The sequence below is a fragment of the Psychromonas ingrahamii 37 genome (assembly GCF_000015285.1).
Taxonomy (GTDB): Bacteria; Pseudomonadota; Gammaproteobacteria; order Enterobacterales; family Psychromonadaceae; genus Psychromonas; species Psychromonas ingrahamii.
The window spans coordinates 1,523,959-1,550,488 of the sequence record NC_008709.1; the positions used below are offsets into that span (position 1 = coordinate 1,523,959).

The 26,530-nt window shown below is 40.2% G+C and carries 20 protein-coding genes and 2 pseudogenes; 19 read left to right on the forward strand and 3 right to left on the reverse strand.

Translation table 11 applies throughout. The annotated features are described in order from the left end of the window. Positions 1-244: 244 nt before the first annotated feature. The 6 genes and pseudogenes from PING_RS06455 to PING_RS06480 form a co-directional block, all read left to right on the forward strand. Positions 245-628, forward strand: a pseudogene (locus PING_RS06455) (aminoacyl-tRNA deacylase); the annotation flags it as partial. Between the two features lie 319 nt (positions 629-947). Beyond that, positions 948-1,682, forward strand: coding sequence for a DUF1538 domain-containing protein (locus PING_RS06460; protein ID WP_011769614.1), 735 nt, complete (start codon positions 948-950; stop codon positions 1,680-1,682). Next, on the forward strand, positions 1,679-2,473 hold the full coding sequence (locus PING_RS06465; RefSeq protein WP_011769615.1) for a DUF1538 domain-containing protein: 795 nt from the start codon (positions 1,679-1,681) through the stop codon (positions 2,471-2,473). Before PING_RS06460 ends, PING_RS06465 begins: the two co-directional genes overlap by 4 nt. After that, positions 2,463-2,813 (forward strand): P-II family nitrogen regulator, encoded by a 351-nt coding sequence (locus tag PING_RS06470; protein WP_011769616.1) that lies wholly within the window; start codon positions 2,463-2,465, stop codon positions 2,811-2,813. Before PING_RS06465 ends, PING_RS06470 begins: the two co-directional genes overlap by 11 nt. After that, positions 2,810-3,214 (forward strand): CBS domain-containing protein, encoded by a 405-nt coding sequence (locus PING_RS06475; RefSeq protein WP_011769617.1) that lies wholly within the window; start codon positions 2,810-2,812, stop codon positions 3,212-3,214. Before PING_RS06470 ends, PING_RS06475 begins: the two co-directional genes overlap by 4 nt. A gap of 289 nt (positions 3,215-3,503) precedes the next feature. Next, positions 3,504-3,956, forward strand: coding sequence for a host attachment protein (locus tag PING_RS06480; protein WP_011769619.1), 453 nt, complete (start codon positions 3,504-3,506; stop codon positions 3,954-3,956). A gap of 130 nt (positions 3,957-4,086) precedes the next feature. On the opposite strand, the gene PING_RS06485 is transcribed toward PING_RS06480, so the two are convergent. The 3 genes from PING_RS06485 to PING_RS21775 form a co-directional block, all read right to left on the reverse strand. Beyond that, entirely contained in the window at positions 4,087-4,278 is a 192-nt protein-coding gene (locus PING_RS06485; protein ID WP_157035313.1) for a nucleotidyl cyclase domain-containing protein, read from the reverse strand. 111 nt (positions 4,279-4,389) lie between these two features. Further along, positions 4,390-4,917 carry a cytochrome b/b6 domain-containing protein gene (locus PING_RS06490; RefSeq protein ID WP_011769620.1) on the reverse strand — a complete coding sequence of 176 codons (528 nt, stop codon included), beginning with the start codon at positions 4,915-4,917 and terminating at the stop codon, positions 4,390-4,392. 23 nt (positions 4,918-4,940) lie between these two features. Continuing rightward, on the reverse strand, positions 4,941-5,201 hold the full coding sequence (locus PING_RS21775; protein WP_408635119.1) for a PepSY domain-containing protein: 261 nt from the start codon (positions 5,199-5,201) through the stop codon (positions 4,941-4,943). 211 nt (positions 5,202-5,412) lie between these two features. Between PING_RS21775 and PING_RS06500 the strand changes: the two genes are divergently transcribed. The 13 genes and pseudogenes from PING_RS06500 (at position 5,413) to PING_RS06560 (ending at position 26,266) form a co-directional block, all read left to right on the forward strand. Further along, the gene (locus PING_RS06500; protein ID WP_011769621.1) at positions 5,413-6,069 is read left to right on the forward strand and encodes a response regulator; all 657 of its coding nucleotides are present in this window, start codon (positions 5,413-5,415) and stop codon (positions 6,067-6,069) included. Further along, complete coding sequence (locus tag PING_RS06505) at positions 6,059-7,492, forward strand: ATP-binding protein (protein ID WP_011769622.1); 1,434 nt, start codon at positions 6,059-6,061, stop codon at positions 7,490-7,492. Before PING_RS06500 ends, PING_RS06505 begins: the two co-directional genes overlap by 11 nt. 102 nt (positions 7,493-7,594) lie before the next feature. After that, complete coding sequence (locus tag PING_RS06510) at positions 7,595-8,530, forward strand: DMT family transporter (RefSeq protein WP_049752949.1); 936 nt, start codon at positions 7,595-7,597, stop codon at positions 8,528-8,530. A gap of 880 nt (positions 8,531-9,410) precedes the next feature. Then, entirely contained in the window at positions 9,411-10,010 is a 600-nt protein-coding gene (locus tag PING_RS06515) for a DUF2760 domain-containing protein (RefSeq protein ID WP_011769624.1), read from the forward strand. Further along, the gene (locus PING_RS06520; protein WP_011769625.1) at positions 10,007-11,938 is read left to right on the forward strand and encodes an Hsp70 family protein; all 1,932 of its coding nucleotides are present in this window, start codon (positions 10,007-10,009) and stop codon (positions 11,936-11,938) included. The genes PING_RS06515 and PING_RS06520 overlap by 4 nt, the downstream gene beginning before the upstream one ends. Beyond that, entirely contained in the window at positions 11,938-14,757 is a 2,820-nt protein-coding gene (locus PING_RS06525) for an Hsp70 family protein (protein WP_011769626.1), read from the forward strand. Before PING_RS06520 ends, PING_RS06525 begins: the two co-directional genes overlap by 1 nt. A gap of 481 nt (positions 14,758-15,238) precedes the next feature. Further along, positions 15,239-15,655: a universal stress protein gene (locus tag PING_RS06530; RefSeq protein WP_011769627.1), complete on the forward strand. Its 417-nt coding sequence runs from the start codon at positions 15,239-15,241 to the stop codon at positions 15,653-15,655. Between the two features lie 241 nt (positions 15,656-15,896). After that, on the forward strand, positions 15,897-17,786 hold the full coding sequence (gss, locus tag PING_RS06535; protein ID WP_011769628.1) for a bifunctional glutathionylspermidine amidase/synthase: 1,890 nt from the start codon (positions 15,897-15,899) through the stop codon (positions 17,784-17,786). A gap of 162 nt (positions 17,787-17,948) precedes the next feature. Then, positions 17,949-18,809: pseudogene (locus PING_RS06540) on the forward strand (carboxylate/amino acid/amine transporter). A gap of 912 nt (positions 18,810-19,721) precedes the next feature. After that, positions 19,722-20,582 carry an HD-GYP domain-containing protein gene (locus PING_RS06545; RefSeq protein ID WP_011769630.1) on the forward strand — a complete coding sequence of 287 codons (861 nt, stop codon included), beginning with the start codon at positions 19,722-19,724 and terminating at the stop codon, positions 20,580-20,582. Positions 20,583-20,672: 90 nt separating this feature from the next. Next, positions 20,673-21,767: a polyamine ABC transporter substrate-binding protein gene (locus PING_RS06550; protein ID WP_011769631.1), complete on the forward strand. Its 1,095-nt coding sequence runs from the start codon at positions 20,673-20,675 to the stop codon at positions 21,765-21,767. A 7-nt stretch (positions 21,768-21,774) separates the two neighbouring features. Next, positions 21,775-24,207: a bifunctional diguanylate cyclase/phosphodiesterase gene (locus PING_RS06555; RefSeq protein WP_011769632.1), complete on the forward strand. Its 2,433-nt coding sequence runs from the start codon at positions 21,775-21,777 to the stop codon at positions 24,205-24,207. Between the two features lie 226 nt (positions 24,208-24,433). Continuing rightward, positions 24,434-26,266: an SLC13 family permease gene (locus tag PING_RS06560; RefSeq protein WP_011769633.1), complete on the forward strand. Its 1,833-nt coding sequence runs from the start codon at positions 24,434-24,436 to the stop codon at positions 26,264-26,266. Positions 26,267-26,530 lie beyond the last annotated feature (264 nt).

The following is a 26,530-nucleotide window of genomic DNA, read 5'->3' on the forward strand; positions in this document are numbered from 1 at the left end:
AGGCTAAATATCTGTGTACTGGCGGGAGATATACGACACTTTGAGTCAATGAAATTATTATTCAATGCGTATCTCATAAGGGAAAATGACAGATTGAATCAAAATCTATAAAAGAGGCAGACGTATTAGTAAAATGAGTTGAACTAAGCGCTACAAGGAGTAAAACCATGGCGATGGCAGAAACGGTAAAATCTTATCTATTAAAACATCAAATTGATTATAAGCTGGTGGCGCATCCAGTCGTGAGAGTGCTGAGGCACTGCATATTCCCGAAGATCATATTGCCAAAGCGGTCATTGTCAAAGATACGCAGGGTTATGCCATGATCGTTATTCCAGAGCACCATTGGCTCAAACTAAAGGTAATGAAAGAGGATCTCGACCGGGAATTAGAACTGGCAGAAGAAACTGAAATTAATAAATTATTTAGCGACTGTCAATCCGGTGCAATTCCGCCACTGGGCCCGGCCTATAAACTGGAAACCTTTATGGATCAGCGTCTGTTGGCGCTGGCTAATGTCTTTTTTGAAGCCGGAGATCATGAACATATGGTACATATTGATGGTAAAGCATTGCACACTTCATTAAAGGGGGTGAGACAGGGTTATTTTAGCCATAATAATGATTAAATGCAGTCGCTTGGCCTGCTGTGACAAGCTCGATGATTATGCCCTGTAATATGTGCTTAGCGGTGATTAGGTTGTCCATTTACCACTGCATAAAGCGCCTTATGATATCCACATGACAGGGCGTCATAATGACTTTTAACTTAGTTTTTAATGACTTTTTTATTTAATTTTATGATTTACAAGAATATAACATACTGATCTCCCATCTTTGAGAAATCAGTTAAATATCTCATTTTTATAAAAAAAAAGAGATAGTAGTGGACGTAACTTTAAACTTTAAGCAACCTAAGAGCAGGGAAATATTCTAAAGGGAGAAGCCATGAAAGCAATGATTGCGTTATTTAAAGCAATGTTGGGAAGCTTTCGTGATCTTCTGCCTATCATCTGCGTGATAGCTTTCTTTCAATTTGCGGTATTACAAGAACCCCTTCCAAATATATTATCCATTCTTTTTGGCCTGCTTTTTGTCATTCTAGGGCTGACCTTTTTCATTTTTGGCTTGAATATGGGGTTATTTCCCATTGGTGAAAGCATGGCGCAATCTTTCGCCCGAAAAGGAAGTCTCTTCTGGTTGATTTTATTTGCATTTTGTTTAGGTTTTGGAACAACTATTGCCGAGCCGGCATTAACCGCAGTGGCTAATGAGGCTGCAAAAGTGGCTGCAGAAGGTGGGGTGATCCCGCAAACTATTGAAAAAATGGACGACTACGCCAATGGATTGAGAGTGACGGTGGCGTTTTCAGTGGGGCTCGCTATTGTGCTGGGTGTGGTGCGCATACTTAAAGGCTGGCCTATCCATATTATGATTATTGGCGGTTATATTGGGGTTGTCGTATTGACCTGGTTTGCCCCCGAAACTATTATTGGTATTGCTTACGATTCCGGGGGCGTTACCACCTCGACGATCACAGTCCCTCTGGTCACCGCTTTGGGCATCGGCCTGGCATCATCCATTAAAGGTCGAAATCCTATGGTGGACGGGTTTGGTTTGATTGCATTTGCTTCGCTGTTACCAATGATTTTTGTGATGCTCTATGGAATGTTTTTATCATGATAAGTCTGGCGCAATTCTTTAATACTTTTATTGACACAGTTGTTGACGTTATTCCTATTGCGACCATCATTTTCGGGTTCCAAATTGTGGTGTTAAGAAAGCCTATAGCAAATTTGCACCGGGTTATATTGGGTTTTTTCTACGTAATTTTAGGATTGACGCTGTTTTTGTTGGGGTTGGAGTTAGCACTTTTTCCCTTGGGTGAAACCATGGCGAAGCAGCTGACCGCACCAGAATTTCTTTACTCTCTTAAAGATGATATTACAGAGTCTCTGAGCTGGATTGACTATTATTGGGTTTATCTATTCGCATTTGCTATCGGATTTAGCACCACCATTGCAGAGCCTTCGTTAATTGCCGTTGCGATAAAAGCCAATCAGGTTTCAGGTGGGGCGATTAGGGTTAATGGTTTGCGTATTGCCGTAGCGTTAGGTGTCGCGATTGGAATTTCGTTAGGGAGTTACAGGATTGTGGTGGGTGACCCTATTCATTATTACATTATGGCTGGTTATACAGTGGTTATTATACAAACAAATTTTGCGCCAAAACAGATAATAGCACTCGCCTATGATTCTGGTGGTGTTACAACATCTACGGTGACAGTGCCGTTGGTCACCGCATTAGGTTTAGGCTTAGCTTCCCAAGTGCCGGGAAGAAACCCTGTTATTGATGGTTTTGGATTGGTCGCATTTGCCAGTCTGTTTCCCATTATTTCAGTAATGGCATATGCTCAAATTACTCAATGGCTAAATTCAAGAGCATCTTCTAAGGAGAATGATAATGCGCTTTAAACTAATAATTGCCTTTGTAGAAGATACAAGGACAGATGCTGTCTTAGATGCGGCGCGCAAAGCAGGAGCGACCGGCGCAACCGTCATTAATAACGCGAGAGGGGAAGGGGTCATTCAAAAAACGACTTTTTTTGGTCTGACGTTAGATGTTCAAAAAGATGTTTTATTATTTGTAGTCGAAGAGCACTTATCGCGGGAAATATTAGAAACAATTAACCGGGTTGGTGAGTTTGATCTGCAGTCGGGGCAGGGCATTGCTATTCAAATAGATATTGAAGATGCAGTCGGTGTTGCCCATCAGATAGATACATTAACTAAGGCAGTAGAGGACGAGCTATGAACCAGAAAAAGGTTATCAGAGTGAGAGACGTGATGGTCAATGCCTATGTGATGATTGATGGTATTGCAACCGTGAAAGAAGGTATTCGACTGGCACGGGAACATGTTGTAAAAGTGTTAGTGGTGAATAAACGTTACGATGATGATGAATATGGTATTGTTTTGATGAATGATATTGCTAAGAAAATTCTGGCACAGAATCGTTCTGTTGAGCGCAGTAATATTTATGAAATCATGACCAAACCTGCGCTATCTGTTGCACCTGATATGAATGTTAAATACTGTGCGCGTTTATTTGAGCGATTTGGTATCAGTCGCGCACCCGTCATTGAAGATGGCAAAATTATTGGTATCGTCAGTTACAACAATATTGTACTTAACGGTATGGCGTTGGAGGGCTAAAACAGTAAAAAAAATAAAATCTCGAGACTAAATTCAGTATCCCAACAAGATAGTTGAATTTTTCCTACAACACTGTCCTTTAATAAATGCTCTTTAATCAAGTTCAATAATGAGCGCCTGACGGTTGCTAAATTTCTTGCGCCGTCTTCTGCCAACGCTTTATCTCAGTATTTTTTATTTTTGCTGGTTTTTGATTTGTCTTTATTTCTCTGGGTAAGGCAACGCTACTCTGCTACCCAATAGCGTCTATACTGAAGATGGGCGTGTTGAATCATAAAGGAGAGAGATTATGTCAAAGACGTTGGTAATGGTAACAAATGCAAGTGCTGCACGGGTTTTTAGCTACCAAGCGCACGAAGAGTTTAGTTTGCTTAAAGAGTTTAGCCATCCAGAAAGTCGTCAGAAAGGAAGTGATCTGGTCAGTGACCGTCCCGGGCACTACAATGCAAAAGGTGGGGGGCACGGTGCCTTTGTTTCGCCTAATAACCCCAAGGAAATTGAAGTCGAACGTTTTGCGCATGAACTGGCAAGCTGGTTAGACGATCAACGCAAGCAAAATCGTTGTGCTCAGATAATGTTGGTCGCCGACCCAAGTTTTTTAGGGATTCTTAATAAATCGCTTAATAATCAAACTGCACAGTTAGTTTTCAAATCTCTGAACAAAGACTACTCACATGTGGTTCCACGCTCTCTTCCTGAAATATTGGGGCTTATCGCACCGAAAAAAGATCCACTTAGTTAGTTTAATCCTGTGCTGATACTCTTGGCATAGTAGCCCTGAAGCTGGTTTCCGTTATTAGCTTTGGGGCAAACATAACTCAATTTAAATAATGGCTGTCATTATAGTATTTTTTTTTGTGATGATTTTTTGGTCACAATATTATTATCTTCCGAGTAGATACTTCTAATACAGTTTTTCCGGCTGCTTTAGCCAAATAGACTCCTCGGTCGGCAACCTTAATTAATTCATCGATGTCGCGTATATTATCCTCTTTACTGGCAACACCAATACTGATACTCCCAAGCCAAGTTCCCTTACCAATTTTCACTTGCATCTGCGCCACAGCATTACACAATAACTGTGTGGCGTATTACGATTGATTGATGATCTGAACTTTTGTAAGGCCCGATTACAAATTAATCATGCTGTACTATGAAGGGGAGTGATTAAAATGCTATTTAGAACAGTTGTCCCGTTGTCCGGTGATCATTTGCTTAATTAAATTTACAGGACCAAATTTGCTTAACAAGAAAACTGCCGACACATGAATAACCACTAAGGTCATGGTTGTGCTTGCTAAGAACTCATGTATCTCCTCAAGCCAATCACCTACCCAGAATACATCTAACTCCGTCATCCAACCGGAGAGACCGGTGCTTAACAGGCAAAATAATAATGCGAAGACCATTAAGCCACCAAGAGGAGTATGACCCTCTGAGACTTCGAACCGTCCTGATATAAGTAAATTTAAATGCTGCTTAATGCCACTAGACGTTGGTAAAAAGTCTTTAAAACGCGCATTTTTAGAGCCAATAAACCCCCATAGTATACGAATTGCCAAGGCGGCTAAAATATAATAACCAGCCCAGCGATGGTTTGTTTCACCTTCTTCAAAAATCAGGAAGTTGAGCAGAAACGAGGCTGCCACTGTCCAATGAAAAAAACGAACGAGTGGATCCCAAATCATTGATTGTGCTTTCATAGTCATTACCTGTTATTAGTCGTCTATTTCTTGTTTGAGAATTTCAGCGCTTTCGGGTGGAAATATATTTCTACTCTTTGTTTTTTGGTTATAACCCTAAAGTTCATAACACACACCGGATGATGCTTTGAATTTTTTATTTGATAACCCTGATCAAGCTGGTTTTGTCCGAATTGATCTTTTGGAATCAAGTTATATGACCATTTTGGGCCTGCTATTGCGGCCGCTGAGGCAACTATCATGACAGTTGCAAGTAAAAATTTTTTCCTGTTTTTATTTAGTATTTAAGTTTAATCGAATTGTGCTTTGTTCGGATTTTTACTTTACAAGATAAACCTTATGAATGACTTAAGAGGAAATAAATTAAGGGAGAGAGTATCGAGCATTGAATGATTTCCCGCTCAAGGGGGAAATTGTAATATACTTAAGCATTCTAAATACGGGGTGGTTTGCTTAATCGCTTGCAGCAAATGGAATTAAAGGAATAGATGATTAATGCGTATTTTATTAGTTGAAGATGATGTTATGTTAGGCGAATCCATGGTGGTTTCATTAATTCGTCATGGATACACAGTCGATTGGCTGCAATTGGGCGCTGCGGTAGAGATGACTTTAAGAACTGAAAATTTTACGGCGATAATCTTAGATTTAACACTGCCGGATGCCGACGGTTTAGATATCCTGAGTCAAGTCAGGAAAGCGGGACATAAACTGCCAATCTTAATTTTAACTGCGCGAGATGATATTGATGACAGAGTTAAAGGTCTTGATGGTGGGGCAGATGATTATTTGCTGAAACCTTTTGCTTTACAAGAACTGCTGGCGCGTTTACGGGTTATTGTCAGACGGGTATCGGGTTATGCTGAATCAAAGATTGAACTGCATGGCTTGGTTATCTCTTTGGCAAAAAACACCGTTGAGTATCATGGTGCTGCTATAAAATTAACCAATACTGAATTTAAATTACTGACAACCTTAGTGACCAAAGCAGGTCGAGTATTAAGTAAAGAATATTTACAGCAAACTTTATATGGCTGGGATGAGATGGCGAGCGATAACGCGATTGAAGTCTATATACATAATTTACGTAAGAAGATTAACAACCAATTAATTAAAAATATCAGAGGGGTTGGGTACATCATTGAAAAATAATATAACCACAGTAATCTCTATTCAAAAACGATTAATAGTATCAACGGTCAGCGTTGCAACCCTGTTAATTTTTACTTCATGGATTTTTGTCTTTCATGAAACTAAAAATGAAGTCGATGAGGTTTATGATGCGCGCTTGGGACAACTGGCTAAAATTCTGGCGCTTAGTATGCCGAGTGTGATGGATTTGGCGCCTTCTGTTCGAGATGAAATCTATGCTGATTGGTCGAGCGTCATTAGTGATGTTGATAAAGATAAAATTGATTCATTTCCGAGCGTGGGTCATCCGGATGACCAAAATTTATTTTTTCAATTTTATACCAATGGTAATCTGGTATTTAAATCACCCGGTGCGCCCGAACCCCTCAATACGGGAGACCTGTATTCTGGTACCGTTAACCTAAATAATGAACAGTGGCACTATTTTCAATTAAAAATTCCTTCTCGGGTCAATCCTAACGCCTATGTGGTGGTTGCTGAAAAACAGTCAATCAGAGATGAGGTTGTTGATGAAATTGCCTTATCAACCAGTTTACCGCAACTTTTATTAATTCCTACTCTGGCACTTATATTGTTCTTTTTAATTAAAAAGTTTTTACGGCCCGTTAATGAATTACGCTTAGCCGTATCGCAGTGTGATGTTAATAAATTAGAATCGATAAAAATAGATCACCCGGCAGTTGAACTCGAACCACTGGTACAGCAACTTAACTACCTGTTAAGTGAATTAGATAATGCCCGGGAGAGAGAACGCCGCTTTACCCGCACTGCGGCACATGAATTAAAAACACCGCTGGCGGTGTTAAGATTAAATATTGAAAATGCATTGGCAAGTGAGGATCAAGCATCACAGGCTTATGCGCTTAACAACATAGTGCGAGGCGTTGATAGAACCGACCGGTTAATTCAACAATTGTTGATGCACTCTCGCATTGAAGCTAAACAACGAAATATTTTCAAAAATATAAATATCGCCGCACTAATTCGGGAGGTTATTGCTTTATTGGCGCCTTTGGCGTTAAAGAATAATCAAGAAATCTCTTTTTCTGGTCCTGATGAATGTATTATTCAGGGAGAGGGGATGTTTATCTCTATTTTATTTAGTAATTTAATCGATAATGCAATTCGTTATTCCGGTGAAAATAGTGAGATAAAAATAAGCCTAACCATTAATCAGTCTGAATCCCATCACAATATAGTCGAAGTACTTGTTCAGGATAATGGTCCACCAATACCGACGGCTGTAAGAGATAAAATATTTGAAAAATTCTTTCGGGCGCACAGTGAAAAAGGCGATGGTGCAGGACTTGGAATGGCTATCGCGGCCGAGGCTGCTAAGTTACACGGGGCTTCAATAAGTTTGTTACCCTATGATAAAACGTTACTTAATACTTTTCTTTTCACCATGGATTGTGGCAAATAAAAATTATTTTTTATTGAAGTTTACAAAAGCAGAACAGATCTTTTACGGTCTTTTATTTGAATCACTACTACTGTCACTTTAATTTTTTTTATGGAGATCGAATTGTCTAATCAACGTACTTTCTGGCTAGCCTTTTTAGGGTTAGTGCTCACCAATCTGTTTTGGGCGATCAATGTAACCTTAGCCCGAGGTTATATTGATCAAGTCGCACCTATTGCGCTGAATCTATTTCGCTGGCTGGGGGCTTTTATACTGCTTACTCCCTTTGCACTGCGAGGCACAATAAAAAGTTGGCCGATAATTCGCCCTAAGCTGCTGCCTTTGACGGGACTTGCGATATTAAGCATTAGTTGCTATAACAGCCTACTCTATCTTGCTGCTAATTTTACCACTGCCGTCAATATAACGCTGATTAATACCTTAATACCTGTGGTGACCTTATTAATTGCCTGGCGAGTACTAGGCAATCGCCCTCGATTAATGCAACTGCTAGGCATAACAATATCGATAATCGGTGTTCTACTGATTCTAACCCAGGGACAACTGTTGCGATTACTGAGCCTTAGTCTCAGTCAGGGTGATTTATTGATGTTAGCAGCGGTAACTTGTTGGGCATTATTTACTGTCTTATTAAAAAAACTGTCCATTAAACTCTCTCCCATTATCGTTCTTTACGTGTTAATCATGCTGGGTTTGCCCTTTTTGCTTTTTGCCTACGGGATTGAAGCGCTGTTTTTTAGATCCTATTGGCCCCCTTTGTCTCATTTGGGGTTGTTCGCTTATTTGTGGGTTTTCCCGTCGATTTTTGCTTATATTTTTTGGACCTATGGGGTGCAACATATTGGCGCTGAAGCGGCTTCATTATCAATCACCTTAATGCCTCTGTTTGGTGCCACATTGGCCATTACATTTTTAGGCGAATCAATATATTGGTTTCATATCGCAGGCGGCATATGCTCTCTTTTTGGCATGATATTGGCCCTAGTTTCACCCGAGAGATTCACCAGAAAAACTCGCCAGAAAAGTTCAGCTTGTTAAAGATTCAAACGAGTTATACGAAAAGAAATACTTAAGATCACCCTTCAATTTCTTTTCGTATTAGCGAATGTATGTTTAATTTTTCCTAGCAAAGGAGTGGACGTTCGCTGAAATTGTCCTTTGCACAGTCGGCAATTAATGGACTGTTTATTATTGACAGTTAAAAGCAATACCTTAAGTGAAGATCAAAGATGAAGGGAAAATGAATCTATTAATTGAATCTGAGACAATCATCAGGTCGGGCATATTTTTGGGCCTGCTTATCTTACTTGCAGGTTCCGAATTTTTATTTCCATTGGTGCAAAGAAAATGCGCCCGTGCGCACCAATAGATGATTAATTTAAGCTTTGTATTGATTGATCCTCTCACCTTAAAGCTTATTTTTGCTCTTTTGGTCGTGGGTCTTGCGCAGTATGCAACTCATCATTCGGAAATTGTAAAAGAAACAAAGAGTAAAACGTTTTTAGCCGAACCCTTCGGGCAGCATTTGTAACTCCTTTCTACGGCGTTATCGCTTATTTATGTAGAATAACTACACTGCATAAGCTCTGCCTTGTATAAAGAACCTACAAACTGCTGAAAAAAATTTCGAAAGATAAACAGGCCCCCATATTACCTTTCAAAAAAATGAAATAATAACGCCACGTATCTCTGCAATTATTTTTGCCGTGATATCTTCAATATTCAATTTTTAATAGATGTCGTGCTAAAATGTAGGAAAAATTCAATTGCTTGATTTAGCGTTGTTTTTTTGCTCTTAGATCCACATAATGAATTTTGATTACGATCAACACCAAATACTATGGTTGACCCTGTTTTATAACCATGGACTTTATATTATTTGAGCAATAGCTCATGTGACCTTACTAGGAAAGTAAAAATGAATATAGATTTATCTGCATTCCCCACGACTATCGACACGCTTCACTTAGGCTTAGGCATCTCAGCGGTATTATTTTTAGTTTTATTTTTAACTAAAAATAAATCATCAACTGACCAGGAGATCCTGGAAAATAATATTGAAGCGAGTGTCGCTGACATTGAGCAACCAGTTGAAAAAACCATTCCAGAAGTCACTAAGGCAGCAGCATTAAAAGAATCAACGCCGGAGGCTGCATTACAACTGCTGACTTTACTGCAGCAGGAGGCGCGTTTTATTGATTTTACCCAGGAGGATCTAAGCACTTATTCTGATGCTGATATTGGTGCTGTTGCGCGTGTTGTCCATGAGGGCAGCAAAAAAATATTGAATGATTATTTTACCCTTGAAGCGATTCGCAGTGAAGAGGAAGAAACATCTATTAGCATATCTGAAGGTTTTAATGCATCGGAAGTGCGTCTTACGGGCAATGTTGTTGGTCATGCTCCCTTTAATGGCACGTTGATCCATAAAGGTTGGAAAGTGAGTGAGGTTAAGTTACCTAAATTAGCGGCGGGACACGATGCTTCAATCATTGCACCTGCGGAGGTGGAATTATGAACGAAACTATGCCAAACAACACACAATCTCGTTATTCCATTGGAATCGACTTAGGCACAACACACTGCGTATTATCTTATATGGATCTCTCGAAGATAGCGGAAGATCCTGCATTAGTGCCGGAATTGATTATTATGCCTATTCCACAATTAACGCAGGCAGGTATTATTGAAGAAAAAAAACAATTACCCTCTTTTATCTACATGGCCCATGAATCAGAGTTAAATGATGCTGATATTGCCTTGCCTTGGAACGCTCAGCCGAATGCTATTGTTGGTAGTATTGCGCGTGAACTGGGCAGTAAAACAGCTATTCGTTTAGTGTCAAGTGCAAAAAGCTGGTTGTGCCACAGTGGTGTTGATCGCCATGCGGCATTTTTACCTGCTGCCAGCCCCGAAGAGGTCCGCAAAATATCACCCTTAGATGCCACCTTTGAATATTTAAATCATATGCGTGCTGCTTGGGATGATAAATTTCCCGATTTTCCATTAGCGAAACAAGATGTGACTATCACTATTCCGGCTTCATTTGATCCCGCGGCAAGAGAGCTGACCGCAGAAGCTGCCAAGCGAGTTGGTTTTGATAACCTGACCTTGTTAGAAGAGCCGCAGGCGGCTGTTTACAACTGGATCCACGCCTGTGGAGAAGCTTGGCGTGAGCAGGTTCAGGTGGGTGATATTATTTTAGTGGTTGACGTTGGTGGTGGTACAACTGATCTATCATTAATTGCGGTAACCGAAGAAGAGGGTAACTTAACACTGAATCGTATTGCTGTCGGGGAACATATATTACTCGGTGGCGATAATATGGATTTAGCCCTGGCTTACCGGGTTAAAGCTAAATTAAGCGCAGAGGGAAAAGAGTTACAGGCATGGCAAATTCAAGCGATTAGTCAAGCCTGTCGGGATGCAAAAGAGCAACTTTTACTGGATAACGATATCAGCAGTGTGCCTATTACGGTACCGAGTCGTGGCTCAAAACTACTGGGTAAAACCCTGCGCACGGAGTTAACCCGCAATGAAGTTCGTGAGACATTACTGGAAGGTTTCTTCCCCGTTGTTAATATCAATGATCATCCCAAAGCAGCTCGCCGCAGTGGTTTAACACAAAAAGGCTTGCCTTATGCGCAAGACCCGGCTGTTTCGCGTCATCTGGCGGCTTTTTTAAGCAAGCAGGTGAGTGCCGCTGATGATGTTTTAGGCAGTACAAGTTTGCAAAGTAATAATGAGGATTTTGCAGATCCATTAGCAGGTAATTTTGATAAGGCTGATAGCGTCGATTTTATTAAACCCTCGGCTATTTTATTTAATGGTGGTGTACTGAAATCGCCTCTGTTAGCAGAGCGGACTATGGCGACTATCAATCAGTGGCTGGAGGATGCGGGTGCTGAAAAAGCGCGATTATTAGCTGACTCTGACCTGGATCTTGCTGTTGCCAGTGGTGCAAGTTATTACGGTTATGTTAAACGCGGGCAGGGTGTACGAATTCGCGGAGGCTTAGCTAATACTTATTATGTCGGCATTGAAAGCTCGATGCCCGCTATTCCAGGTATGGAGCCTCCATTAGAAGCCTTGTGTATTGCACCTTTTGGGATGGAAGAAGGCACTGAAACAGTGCCAAGTGAAGCTGAATTTGGGTTGGTTGTCGGCGAACCCGTGCGCTTCCGTTTTTTTGGATCAAACATCCGTCGTCATGATCAAGCAGGTCTGCAGCTCGAGCATTGGATCGATGATGAGTTACAAGAGCTGCCCGAATTACAAGCAACCTTATCGGTGGAAGGGCGCCGAGTGGGTGATGTTGTTCCGGTTCGTTTGCAGGCGAAAGTCACCGAAGTCGGGACACTTCAACTTGAAGCTATCGCGGTTAACAGTCGCGAGACTAACGGCTCCCCAGAGCGCTGGCATATTGAACTGGATGTACGAGATTAATGAATAATCTTGTTGTTAAATATCTGATTGGTATCGATTTAGGCACCACCAATACCGTGGTTGCCTATACTGATATGCTTAAGCCGTTAACCTCAGATAACTGCCATATATTTGAAATTGAACAGTTAGTTGCTCCAGGCGAAGTGGCTAAACGGCCTTTATTACCTTCATTTCGTTATCATCCGGCCGGCGGCGAAATCAACCCTATTGATTTACAACTACCTTGGTCTGATGTTGCCGTCGATAAACTCGAGGGGGAGTTGCCCCTGGTCGTTATCGGGGAATGGGCAAGAGAGTTGGGTGCAAAGGTTGATGGCCGTCAGGTCGTTAGTGCTAAAAGTTGGCTCTCTCATCCCCATGTTGATCGTAATGCGGATATTCTCCCCTGGGCGGGTGCAGAAGGGGTTGCCAAAGTATCTCCGGTATTGGCTTCTGCGAGTTATTTATTGCATGTACGCCATGCCTGGAATTTTGCCCATCCCGATGCGCTGATGGAAGATCAGGAAGTGGTTATTACTATCCCCGCTTCATTTGATGAGGGAGCAAGGGCGCTTACCGTCGAGGCCGCAAGTCGGGCTGGTCTGGTTAATATTTTATTGCTTGAGGAGCCCCAAGCCGTTTGTTATGACTGGTATGCAAGGCAGGGTGCGAGAGTACAAAGAGAACTGGCTAAAATAAAGTTATTAATGGTTTGTGATGTGGGTGGTGGTACGACGGATCTCAGTCTGATTAAAGTGGCTCAGGGTAAAGATAATTCTCTGGCACTGACACGTATTGGTGTGGGTAATCATCTTATGCTTGGTGGGGATAATGTTGATTTGGCACTGGCACATATTGCAGAGGGGCTTATTAATGGTGGAACATCAGCCAATAAAAAACTCAGTGCAGCAAATTTATCGCAATTAATACAGCAAACACGAAAAGCAAAAGAGTTACTGATGGGAGACGATGCTCCGGGCAGCGCCAGAGTAACTGTCTTAGGCAGTGGAGCAAAACTAATAGGCGGCGCTAAAAGCTGTGAACTGACTAAGCAGGCCGTGAGAGATATTGCGCTTGATGGTTTTTTCCCCAATATCAGCTTCGATCAGCGGCCACTTAAAAGGCGTAGTGCTGTTGTCGAATTTGGACTTCCTTATGCTGCCGATCCTGCAGTCAGCAAGCATGTTGCAGAATTTATCGCCGATCACCAAATAGCCTGCAAAGATGCACTAGGCATCGATTCCACTCAATCGGGGCATGCTATTCCCGATGCGGTATTATTTAATGGGGGGGTTTTTAATAGCGCAGTACTCAGTGAGCGCACCATTGAGCTGTTAAGTGAATGGCGTGGCAGTGCGGTAAATAGATTGGAAAACCATCATCCTAACCTGGCTGTTGCACAGGGAGCGGTGGCCTATGCGAGGGCGCGTCGCGGTGCCCAACTTAAAATTGGAGGCGGTTCGGCGCGGACAGTCTTTCTTGTACTTGAGCAGCAAGATGCGGGTAAACAAGCCATTTGTTTAATGCCTAAAGGCACGGAAGAAGAGCAAGAGCTTACGCTTAGCGAAAGAAAATTTTCACTACAGTTAGGTTTACCTGTTCAGTTTCATCTCTTTTCAACGACTGCCGATCAGGGGTATAAAATCGGTGAAATTATTACCCTTGATGAACAGACTCTGGCCAGCGGGCGTTTTATTTCACTGCCGCCGCTGGTTGTTGTATTAGAAAAAACCACCTTAGACTCGGTTATTGTGTCCTTGGCAACCAGGTTTACCGAAGTTGGCACGCTGAAAATAGATTGCGTGGCGGAAAACCAGCAACGTTGGCATCTCGAATTTCAAATCCGACAGCCACTATCACAGCGAACAGCAACGGATAAAACAGATGCACTGCCCGACTGTTTTGACCAGGTCAGGGAGAAAGTTGATCTGGTCTTTGGTGAGAGTAAAAAACAAATCACCCCCAAGGCGGTTAAAAGTTTACGTGCTGATATTGAAAAACTATTGGGCAAGCGTGAACACTGGGAGCTTCCCTTGCTGCGAGCCTTGTTTGATCAGTTATTGGAAGGTAAAAATCATCGCCGTCGCTCAGCGGCCCATGAGCGGATCTGGTTTAATCTGGCTGGTTATTGTTTACGTCCTGGTTTCGGCTACCTTATCGATGATTGGCGTGTTGAGCAAATTTGGGGGTTATATGAGCAGGGGTTACAGCATCATCAGGAAACCCAAGTGTGGATCGATTGGTGGACATTCTGGCGACGCGCGTCAGGCGGACTCAGTGCGCTGCAGCAGGCGCGAGTGTTTGAGGATATCGAAAAATTCATCAACCCGGCCGCATTAACTAATCGAAAATTAAAGGAGGAAGCGAAACAAAAATCCTATCAAGATATGGTGAAATTGGTTGCAACCTTAGAACTTTTGCCTATTGAACATAAAACCAAGATTAGCGAATGGTTATTAAAACGTTTACAGAAATCATCGGAAACCAGTAGTAGCTGGTGGGCTCTTGGCCGGCTCGCATCACGGATCCCTTTCCATGGCAGTGCACATAATGTTATTGATAAAAAAGAGATACAAAGCTGGCTGCCCCAATTACTGTCGATTGACTGGAAAAAAAATCCACAGGCCGCTTTTGCGGTTGTCTTAATGTCTCGTATGAGTGGCGATCGCAGTCGTGATCTTGACGCCGATTGGCGAGCTAAAATTATCCAGCAGTTAACACTGGTTAAAGCGGCTGAGAGTTGGATTGAGATGGTTGACAGCATTAAAGAGCTAAATGAAGCAGAAACCAAACGCGTATTTGGTGAGGGTTTACCCATCGGATTGAAATTGATTCAGTGATCACCTGAAAGGGCTTAACCATTGTGCTGATTGGTAATAAGCCTTTATCAATAATCAACTTGGGTCTTGTTTTTTGTATTAAAATACAAAACTCAAGACTCGCTTCATTGCTACTTTTAAAATCTTCTCTACTGTGTTTTTATTCTATATCTATTCTTCTACACCGCTTTACAGCAACTCCATTTAAGAGTTTATCTCTTCAGCAGATTTGCTATGACGATGATATTTTTAAACTAAAATTTGGTCATTGGGCATTTATTTTTATAACAGTTTTTACTTAACGCCCTTATTTTAAATCATTATTTTATTGAAAATATTGCCGGATTTCAGCCCTTTTTATAACCGTAAAAAATATGCATTTTCGGTGGAGTGCTATACTTTGGACAAAAATAAGAGAATAAAATCATCATAAGGAGACGATAAATATTATTGTTCACAATCACTGATTTTATTGTTAATAAACAGAGTTTGGAGAAATAAAATGAGTTATAAACATGTATTGGTTGCCATTGATTTGACTGAAGCTAGCGATATAGTCATAAGCAAAGCGGTATCCTTAGCTAAAAATTTAGATGCAAAACTTTCTTTTATCTCTATTGATATTTCACATCCAGATCCGGACAGGATTTACGATCCGCTTGAGGTTAAATTAATTGAGCAAAACCGCGAAAAATTAACCGCTAAGTTGAAGGAACTCGCTGAGTTAACCAATTATCCGATTACTACTACTAAGGTGGTAGGGGGGGATGTGGAGGAAACATTAATGCGGGAAATTACCAAGATTAAGGCCGATTTATTAGTTTGTGGGCATCACCATGGCTTTTGGAATCGTTGGTGGTCTTCTGCACGTAAATTGGTCAATATAACAATCGTTGATTTATTACTTATTCATCTTTAAGTTCGGTCTCAGTGGCTAATGGATATTGGCCACTAGATTGATGGGTGCTATAAGTTTTTATTTATAATGGATAAAAACCTTAAACTAGGGGGCCTTGACACTAAGGTTAACCCCTTTTAATTCCTTAATATACTTAGTCCTATTGAACTTGAGCTAAGGCTTTAAAATGGTGTCAATTTATATTGCCAATGCAAATTGACTTATTTATATTTTTTGTTAATACCTGATATAGGCTAAAATTTTGAATTATAAATCCCCTTCTGTATTTGGTACGTTACTCGGTTATGCGCCAGGTGGTGTTGCTGCCTACTCCTCTGATTATGATACAGCCAGCGATATAAAATACCCCAAACGAAGCGCCTTTCGCAGTTATTTTAATGGTATTTATATGGGCTATAAATGGCAGTGTGTTGAATTTGCCCGGCGTTGGATGTATATCAATAAGGGGACTCTTTTTGATGATGTGGCCATGGCCTATGAGATATTTGACTTACGTACGGTGAGAAATCTTGCAACTAATAGCCTGCTGCCCTTACAGGCATTTTGTAATGGCAGTAAAAGCTTGCCGCAGCCGGGCAGTTTGTTAATTTGGGATCAGGGGGGAGAGTTCGCAGAAACCGGTCATGTTGCCATTGTTACCGAGGTATTTCCCGATAAATTACGTATTGTGGAGCAAAATTTAGATCACCAAATTTGGCCTGAGGGGCACTCTTTTAGCCGAGAACTTCCCGCGACGACTACCGAAGAAGGTGAGTATTGGTTAAAATGCTCCTTTAATGATGCCACTATTTTAGGCTGGATGACACAAACCGAGGATGATCGCGATGCCGAGCCGACTCTAGAAACCAATAAGCAGTTATTTAATTTAATCAGCCGCCGGGCAAAAGAGCAGCCCAACCCGCAAAAATCTTGGCTTAATGTTGCTAATGAGGATGAGGCCGCTTATGTGAAGGCGATGCATGGCCATAAACTTAGCGCGGTTACAGCGGATCAATATCGTTATTATGTTTTGTCGGAAACCGCACAGCATGCATTACAGCGAGCTGCCAATGAGTTGCATGCTTTATTTATGCATGCCACGGATTATGTGTTGGAAAACCAAGCGCTATTAAATAAATTTAATTTACCTGTCGCGATTTTACCCAAAATACGTCAGTCATGGGATAACCGTTTAAATGAACTAATTACCAGTCGTTTTGACTTTGCCATGACCCCACAAGGGTTAAAGGTCTATGAGTACAATTGTGATTCAGCCTCCTGTTATATGGAAAGTGCCAAAATTCAGGGTAAATGGGCTCGCCATTATGGTGTTCAGGAAGGACAGGACAGTGGCAAAGATCTTTTTAATCATCTGGTTAACGCATGGCGTAAAAGTCAGGCAAAAGGACTGGTGCATATTTTGCATGATAATGACCCAGAAGAAAAATACCATGCGTTATTTATACAGCAAACATTAAAATCGGCAGGGCTCGAGAGTAAGCTTATCTCTGCTATAAGCAGTCTGCGATGGAATAGTTCGGGTGATATCTTAGATGAGGAAGGGCAATTAATTCACTGGGTGTGGAAAACCTGGTCCTGGGAAACGGCTCTGGGTCAAATTCGTGCACAATGTGAAGTGGATCAAGCGCTTGCGGAAAAATATCAACCTCTGTGGCAACAGGTTAGTCCCCCGCGTCTGGCGGATGTATTACTGCATAAAAATATTATGATTTTTGAGCCGTTATGGACCCTCATCCCCAGTAATAAAGCAATTCTTCCTGTGCTTTGGTCACTCTTCCCAAATCATCCTCTGTTATTGCATACTAATTTTGTTTTAAATGCTGATTTACAGGCGAGCGGTTATGTCAGTAAGCCAATTGTTGGGCGCTGCGGGGCCAACATTCAGGTGGTAAATCATCACGAAGATATTCTTGAGGAGACGGGAGGGCAATTTTCGGCACAGGATCAAATCTATCAGGCATTATTTCCACTGCCACTGGTGGATGGTTATTATGTACAGGTCTGCGCCTTTACGGCCGCTGGTAAATATGCGGGCAGTTGTCTGCGTGTTGACTCCTCGATGATCATCAGTAAAGACAGTGATTGTATGGCATTACGTTTTGTAAATGATGATCATATTCTAAGTCAATAATAGGGTATTGATGACATTTTTTACAATACTTCCAGGGTGATTATGGGCTTAGCACTGGGTATTGCCAACAAAAATTCCATTAGTTTATAGCGAATAATCTTTACTGATAAAGATCATCACTTACAATCAGCGCTTTGATTTTATGTTAATAAGGATTTAATCATGGCCTATCTGCTCACAGTGACCCTATTATGAGCTTTTTCGTTTAGTTTAATTGGTGTTTATTTGGCGGGAGAAGTGGATCCATGGTTTTCTGTATTGCTGCGTATCCTGCTTGCGACCTTAGTGTTTTTACCTTTTTTACGCCCCCGTGAAATTACTTTGCCAGTTGCACTAAAACTAATGGCCATCGGCGCCGTTCAACTCGGCTTAATGTATGTTTTCTATTATCAATCGTTCCTCTTTTTGACGGTCGCAGAAGTGTTGTTATTTACTGTGATGACGCCTATTTATGTCACCTTGATCAATGATGCCTTTGATCGTCGGTTTAACCGCAATTTTATGTTACCTACTGTTATCGCGACAGCTGGCGCGGTTGCAATTCGCTATAACGGCGTTGATAGTAATTTTTTACTGGGATTTGTGATGGTGCAGGGGGCGAATCTTTGTTTTGCTGCGGGGCAGGTGGGTTATAAACGTTTATTGGCCAGGCACGAACTTGAGCAGAAAACAATTTTCGGATGGTTTTTTATTGGCGCATTGCTGGTGGCAAGTATCTGTTATCTGATTTTTGGTAACAGTGAAAAATTACCAACCACGAATCTACAATGGGGAATACTTATCTATCTCGGCACGATTGCCTCGGGTTTGGGATATTTTGCATGGAATAAAGGCGCAACCTTAGTCAATGTCGGCGTTCTGGCGGTGATGAATAATTTGCTTATTCCTACGGGTATATTGGTCAATGTTCTTATTTGGAATCGTGATGCAGATATTTTAAGGTTAAACATTGGCGGGGCGACTATATTATTTGCCTTAGTGCTTAATCAGTGGCTAAGTAAAAGGGCTAAGTTAGCAACTTAACTGGCTTTGGCCTTGTAGATTATTATATACCCATGATACTTCAAGATGCAAAGTCAGCAAAGAAAATTGTGCCGAGATGCTAGGCATAAAATTAAATTATAGTTATTCTATATAGAGATTTTATAACAAAGCAGATTGGTACAATTTTCCTTGCCCTACGGGGCGCTAGCTCGAAAACCAGCGCTGCGTTGCACCCATCGAAAAGGGAATAACCATTTAAGATGTAAATGCTTGCATTTGCATCTACCGCTAGAGGATTAACACAGTTAATCGCTCGAAAGGTCATGTTGCGTCTTGCTCTGCTCTCCGAGCTTGCGCCTGACAAAGCATCTTGAAGTAACATGGGTATAGGTATCCATGCATTTTAAAATAAATACCAGCCAGGCATAAAACGATGTTTTAGTCTTTGTTATTGATTTGATGAATAACCTCCTATGATTCATCACTGCTTGGCCAACTAAAGCTATTCAAAATAGTGTCATAGGATTTTGTGAAATCAGAGCAAGCTCTCAATAAACGGGAAGTAGAGTGGTCTCATTATTTGATTATGGACTTACCCGATACAGGCGCTAATTTGTTACCCAAAATTATTATAGTTACCATTTTTTGACCTCTTTTTTACTTTAGAATACAGTTACTAAGGTGTTACAATAAGCGTGGATAAAAGGTTTGAATCAAGCAGACGTTTTAATACGCTGTTATGGGATTATTAAAATGGTTTAATCTATAAGATGATTTTTAGGTGCGATTTAATGAACCGCTCAACAGCTGCGTGATGCCTGATAACCTACCGAAAAAACTGCCTATCTCTTTTGAACATGCGTTAACGCATTGTTTGATAACATTACCTTGCTATAAAATGTTTTTTATTTATTAAGCAGATAAAGTTGTAAATTGTTAGCCGGGAGTTAAATGAACTTAAAACCACACTATCAAATCGTCTTGGTGTATCTGATCGTCGGAATATTATGGATATCTTTATCTGACTGGGCCGTAGCCTTATTATTTCAAGATAGTGATAATATTATTGTTGCACAGAACATTAAAGGATGGAGTTTTATTGCCATCACTGCGTTGCTTTTGTTTTTTCTTATCAGAAAAAAAATGAATGCAGTCACAGAAATAAACACCCAATTAGTTGAAAGTTATGAACACACCATGAGTGGCTGGGTTCATCTTATCGATCTTCGTCATCGGGAGACAAAAAATCATACTGAACGGGTGACCAAAATGACCCTTAAGCTGACAAAACTGTTTGGCATTACTGATCCGGTTGAACTTAATCACATTAAGTGGGGAGCCATGCTTCATGATCTAGGAAAAATTGCTCTGAGTGATAATGTTTTAACTAAACCGGGGAAACTCGATTCAGCAGAGTGGGCGGAAATGAAAATGCACCCGCAAATAGCCCATGATATTTTATCTACCATTGATTATCTTATTCCCTGCAGAGACATTCCCTATTGCCACCATGAAAAGTGGGATGGTAGCGGTTACCCTCAAGGTATAAAAGGAGATGCAATACCAATAACAGCCAGAATTTTCGCTGTTATTGATGTATGGGATGCCCTTATTCATTCTCGGGTATATAAATCTGGCTGGCCGGAAGAAAAAGTGCTGCAGCATATTAAAGAGCAGTCAGGCAGTCATTTTGATCCGGATATAGTTAAATTATTTTTAGAAAACTATAGTGAGATAAAAGAAAGTTTGAGGGTTACTGATGCTCCGACGTCACAAAATAGCATTACAACCGATAGCATACAGGCCTGTTAAAACCATTTTTAATTAAGCTAGTTGGTTAGATTTTGGCATTGTTAGGTGTGTATTAGCACGTCTAATTAACCTTTTGGTGTGATCCTTATAATGATAAAAAAATTAATAGAGAGGTCTTACCTTAAACAGCCTGTTTTTAACAGTTTGTTATCTGTTAAAAACAGGCTGGTGGTTTTATGTTTATGTTTTTTTGTTGTGCCCCTTTATGGGCAGGAGATAAAAATATTAACCTGGGGAGACTACCTTTCAGAATCCGTCGTTAAGACGTTTACAAAAAAAACGGGTCATACTGTTAAGCTTTATTATTATGATAGCGGGCCTGAGCTTAGTGCCATGTTAACTAATGGTCAGGGCAGTCAATTTGATCTGGTACTGGCGGATAATGAAGTAACTGGACACTACGGAAAAGAGGGACTATTTCAATCTCTAACGTCTATTTCCATCGATAACGTGCAATATAATAATTTGCAATCGCAACAAGCCTGCAGTCAATACGGTATTCCCTATGCACAGGGCACAATGGGTATTATTTATCGTAGCTCAATATCTAAAACAGTTATCGATTCCTGGCAAAATCTTTTATCGCCTCCAAAGGAACATGTGGGGACCACAATGATGTTTAAGGATGATATTGATACTATTGCCATTGCTTTGCTTGCTCAGGGATTAGATCCCTTCTCTGTCGATGAAGATGAATTAAAATCTGCTTATTTATTACTGAGTGCACAAACAAAAGATCTGTTGCGCTATGGTTATTCTGTTAGTTATGTTTTACGGCAAGGAAAATCGTCACAACTCACTCTTGCGCCAAGCTATTCAGATGATTTAAAAACGATAAAAAGGGCTTCCAGTCAAAATGATTGGAAATATGTTGTTCCAAAAGAGGGAACACTTTTTTTTGTAGATTGTTTTACGGCCCCATCGGATGCTGTTGTAAAAGAAGGGACGAAAGCATTTTTGGCGTTTATTAATGATCCAGTCATGGCCTCTAAAAACGCGCAGGATATCGGGTTTTATACCACTAATGAAGCCGCTCTGTTAATCTCAAGTGATGAGTATAAAAATGACCGGGAAATTTCACCGAGTGCAGAGATTCTAAAGCGTAGTTATAAATATAAACGCCTCCCTGAAAGCGATGTTATTATCCGTAACAAAATGGTCACATTATTACAGACTCAAGAGTAGCTGAATTATGACGCTTAGAAAAAAAATAAGGTATATTATATTGCCGGTGATCATCGCTCTTTCTGCCATGATTTCTTTGCTTTATTATCATCTTTATAAGAATCAAATTATAGAGAATAAAATCACCCTGCTTAACGGTCGTCTTGAAAATCAATTATTGCACGCAGAATACCAGCTTGATTATGTTAAAAGCTATTTAAGACAAAAAATTGAGAGCAAAGAAGCTTCTCTTATTTTTAATGCCAAACAAGGTGACAATAATCTGTCTGCCCCGGATATCACCGCGTTTCTTAATCTGTTTGTTAATCGAAAAAATAGCGCCAATAAAAGTAATCATGTGATTAATGACTTTGTTATTTTTGATTCTTATAAAAAATTAATTGTTCATATTAATACGCGCGATCCCTTCGCCAAGCCAATGTTAAAAACAACCACTAAAGCGGTGTTGGATCAGATCTTCGATCAAGCTGATCCGAACAAAAAAATCTCTCAATATCACTATTTTCTTGATGACCCCTATATTAATAAAATGCCATCGTTATATATTATTCAGGCTTTTTCGCGCTATCAGCTATCTTCTAAATTATTCTATGAAAGTAACGAAGATACCTATTTAGCGCAAGCACAACTGGATCTCAATTTCTTTACAGAAGAAATTAGGGTGCTTATTGACGAAAATAATGGATATTTTAACTATCGGTTTATAAATAAAAATACCAATGCTGATAACTTTTCCTTCACTAGCACCCCATTTCAAGTGAATGATAACGGCGCTTATGAGGGCAGATTTGGAAGCTCATTATTTGATATTATATTAACACTGGATAAAAACTATTTTGCAGAGCAGTTAAATAATCTTATTGCTACATTTTTACTCCTCAATTTTATTGTCATTATATTAAGTTATTTGCTGCTTATTTGGCTCATTGACCAACAAATTATACTGCCTATCACCAAACTGGCTAAAAGTATAAAGGAAGTTGAAGCTTCACTTGTTGTCGAGCTTAAGCCATTGACAACTAAGGACGAAGTTGCTGATTTAAATGAAAGCTATATTTCACTTATTAATAAAATAAATACTCTGGCAAACAATGACTCACTGACGGGTCTTGCAAACAGGGGGAGCTTTAACGAAAAGTTGTCCGCTATCATGGACGCCAGGCAAAAAAATAAAACCTACGTCGCACTTTTTTTTATCGATTTGGATAATTTTAAATATGTAAATGATACTTTTGGTCACGATACAGGAGATCGTTTACTGGTCGTTTTTAGCCAGAGGTTACAGCAGTTACTAAGGGCTGAGGATAACTTCATTTCTGGCAATATGATTGATAGTATTGCCAGACTTGGTGGGGATGAGTTTGTTATTTTAATGAATGGATTACCCTCAATAGAGACGATCGAGAGTATCGGAAAACGCATTTGTGATTTATTTCATAATGGCTTTAGGATTGGTGAAGAGCAATTTGATGTACATGCCAGTATCGGCATTGCTTATTCAAATGACCATCAAATCAATGGTGAGGGACTATTAACTCAAGCCGATGACGCCATGTATTTGGCCAAAAGAGCGGGTAAAAATAACTTTAAGCTTTTTTCTGATGAGATTAAAGAGAAAATGCTTTTTGAAAAAAATATCGAAAATGAGCTAATTGATGCGCACCGTGATAATAAATTACACTTGGTTTTTATGCCCGCCTACTGTGCTGAAACACGCATACTAAGGGGGTATGAAATATTATTACGCTGCCCGAGTCTGCTGAATGTAGGTATTGGGCCCGATGTTTTTATTCCGATTGCAGAAAATACAGATCTTATTTTAGCGATTGATTTATGGGTTGCACAACAAACTGTTATTAGGCTTAAAGAAGTCATCCATAAAAATAGATTTACAGGTTTCTTCTCGTTTAATGTCTCCTCTAAATCACTAAGAAATGATCGATTTTATACTACGCTAAAAGAATTTATCAATACTAGTGATATAAATCCTAAGCAGCTGGAACTTGAAATAACAGAAACTTGCTTGATGCCGGATGATCATCAGGCGGTTGCCAGCCTTGACCAGCTTAAATCCTTAGGTGTGCGCATTGCGCTTGATGACTTTGGCACTGGATATACCTCATTTGGACAGATACTTAATTATCCTTTAGATACATTAAAAATTGATCGTTCCTTTGTGACTGATTTGCGCAATACCCCGGTTGGTCAAAAGCCCACTTTGGATATTATATTTGAGCTTGCAAAAGCGTATCAGCTTAGTGTGATTGTTGAGGGCATTGAAACGCAAGCTGATTTTGAGCATGTTAAAACGTTGGGTTGTGATATTGTGCAGGGTTTCTATTTTTCCAACCCGCGAACATGGACAGAGGTGCTGAAGCATTGTGGTAAATTACATCAAATAGATAAAAGGCCCGATCAACAGAAAAATATTGCATGTTAGGTTAATATTATTCGCGTATAAACTCAGCCTTGGGTTTGTGATGTCTTTTTGACTTTAAACTGCCCTGGTGAATGGTATTCGGGATTAATACAAAGGCGGGGATATTAAATGCTGCTAAAGCATTAGATACAGCAAAAAGAAGGGAAGAAATACAGCTTAAAGCTACACTATAAAAATGAATCAGAATTTCAGATACAAATAGCCTAATAAAGTCAAAAGGGTTTCTATGCCGTTAGTCACGTCTGTCAATAGCCATTCGATTGCAGTGATGCTTTTAACTCTTTTAGCACTCTTTCTTTTTAGCAGAGAAAAAATTCCTTTAGAAACGTCCAGTCTTTTTATTATTGTGGCTTTGACAGTTGGTTTTACCATTTTCCCCTATCAATATCAAAACACCGCCATCCATGCGATCGACTTTTTTTCTGGATTTGGGCACGAGGCTTTAATCGCTGTTTGTGCGCTGATGGTTGCCGGGCAAGGATTAGTTAGAACCGGGGCTTTAGAGCCTGTTGGCAGATTATTGTCGAGGTTATGGAGTGTCTATCCAAAATTATCCCTTCTTCTTACTCTGATCCTAGGAGCAACGTTAAGCGCCTTTGTTAATAATGTACCCATTGTTATTTTACTTTTACCTATTTTGACAACGGTATCAATACGGACAAATACTTCAGCTTCAAAGGTATTGATGCCGATGGGATTTGCCACCCTAATAGGGGGAATGAGTACAACAATTGGCACATCGACCAATCTATTGGTTGTTTCAGTTGCTGTTGATATGGGATTAAAAAGTTTTGCTATGTTTGATTTTTTCTTACCGGTCGCTGTTGCCGGGGCTTTTGCTATCGCCTATTTATGGTTAGTGGTTCCCTATTTTATTAAAGAGCGGAAACCGCCTTTTTCTGATACTTCACCGAGAATATTTACGGCAAAACTCATGATTCCTGCCGATTCAGTTTCTGAAAATCAAGCGCTGGAGCAGCTGGTAGCTAAAACAGATGGCATGATGAGGGTGTTAAGAATTCACCGAAATAGCAGCGATATCTATTTATTACCAAATTCAAAAACAATTATAAAAGCCGATGATATGTTAGTGGTAGAGGATACGCCTGAAAATTTAAAGAGTTTTGAAACAATATTGGGCGCTGTTTTATATACCAGTTTAGGGGCAGTGGATGAAGCTCATCCCTTGATGGAAAAAGAGCAACAAATCGCCGAGGTTATTATTTCTCAGGGATCACGATTAAACAATACAATGCTTTCTCAAACACGATTTTTAGAAAGACATAACCTGGTTGCCCTAGCACTGCATCGTCCCGGGAAAAAAACAGAAACCCTTTTTAAGGGAATGGCTGATATTTATTTAAAAGTGGGTGATGTTTTACTGATTCAAGGGAAAAGTGAGCATATCGTTGAATTGAAAAAAAACAGAGAATTATTGGTGTTAGATGCAACGTCTGATTTAACACACTCAAAACAGGCCCCTTGGGCATTTTTTATTATGTTTACTATTATTGCCATTTCGGCATTGGGTATTTTACCGATAGCAATCAGTGCCACATTAGGCGTGTTTTTGATGTTTGTTACCAGCTGTATTAATTGGAAAGATGCTTCAAATGCGCTCAACACTCAAGTTATTTTAATCGTGGTTGCTTCTTTGGCCTTAGGCCAGGCTTTACTGAAAACGGGAGCAGCTTCTTATTTAGCACATCTGTTTATATTAGCAACAGAGGGTAGCTCTACGACTTTTATGTTAAGTGGTTTAATGTTGCTGATGGCAATTATGACCAATATAGTTTCAAATAATGCCGCAGCGGTGATCGGAACACCGATTGCGATAGGCATTGCACAACAGCTAAATTTACCTGCAGAACCTTTTGTTTTAGCCGTTCTTTTTGGTGCAAACATGAGTTACGCCACACCCATGGCTTATAAAACAAATCTTTTAGTCATGACCGCGGGTGGATATACCTTTAATGATTTCTTAAAAATAGGGATACCATTAATCATTATCATGTGGGTGGTGCTCAGTTGGACATTAACCATACTATATGACTTATAAGTGGGCATATTGCTAAGCGAAATAGTTAACAGCAAGCAACCTCTTTGATCTATAGTAGTCTCGGCGAGTGACTCGCTTTACCAGCATGATTTTTTTCATTTGAAAATGGATTAGGTCAACTTATTGAAATTCCAAGTATCAGGCTGTAATAATAACGTTAAGCAATATTATCATCAGTATCGTGCGTTTAAAGTGGTCTTTAAATGGATAGAAAAATAGATCCATTGGTTTCTCAGATTATCAGACTGGAAATCATAAAAAAAG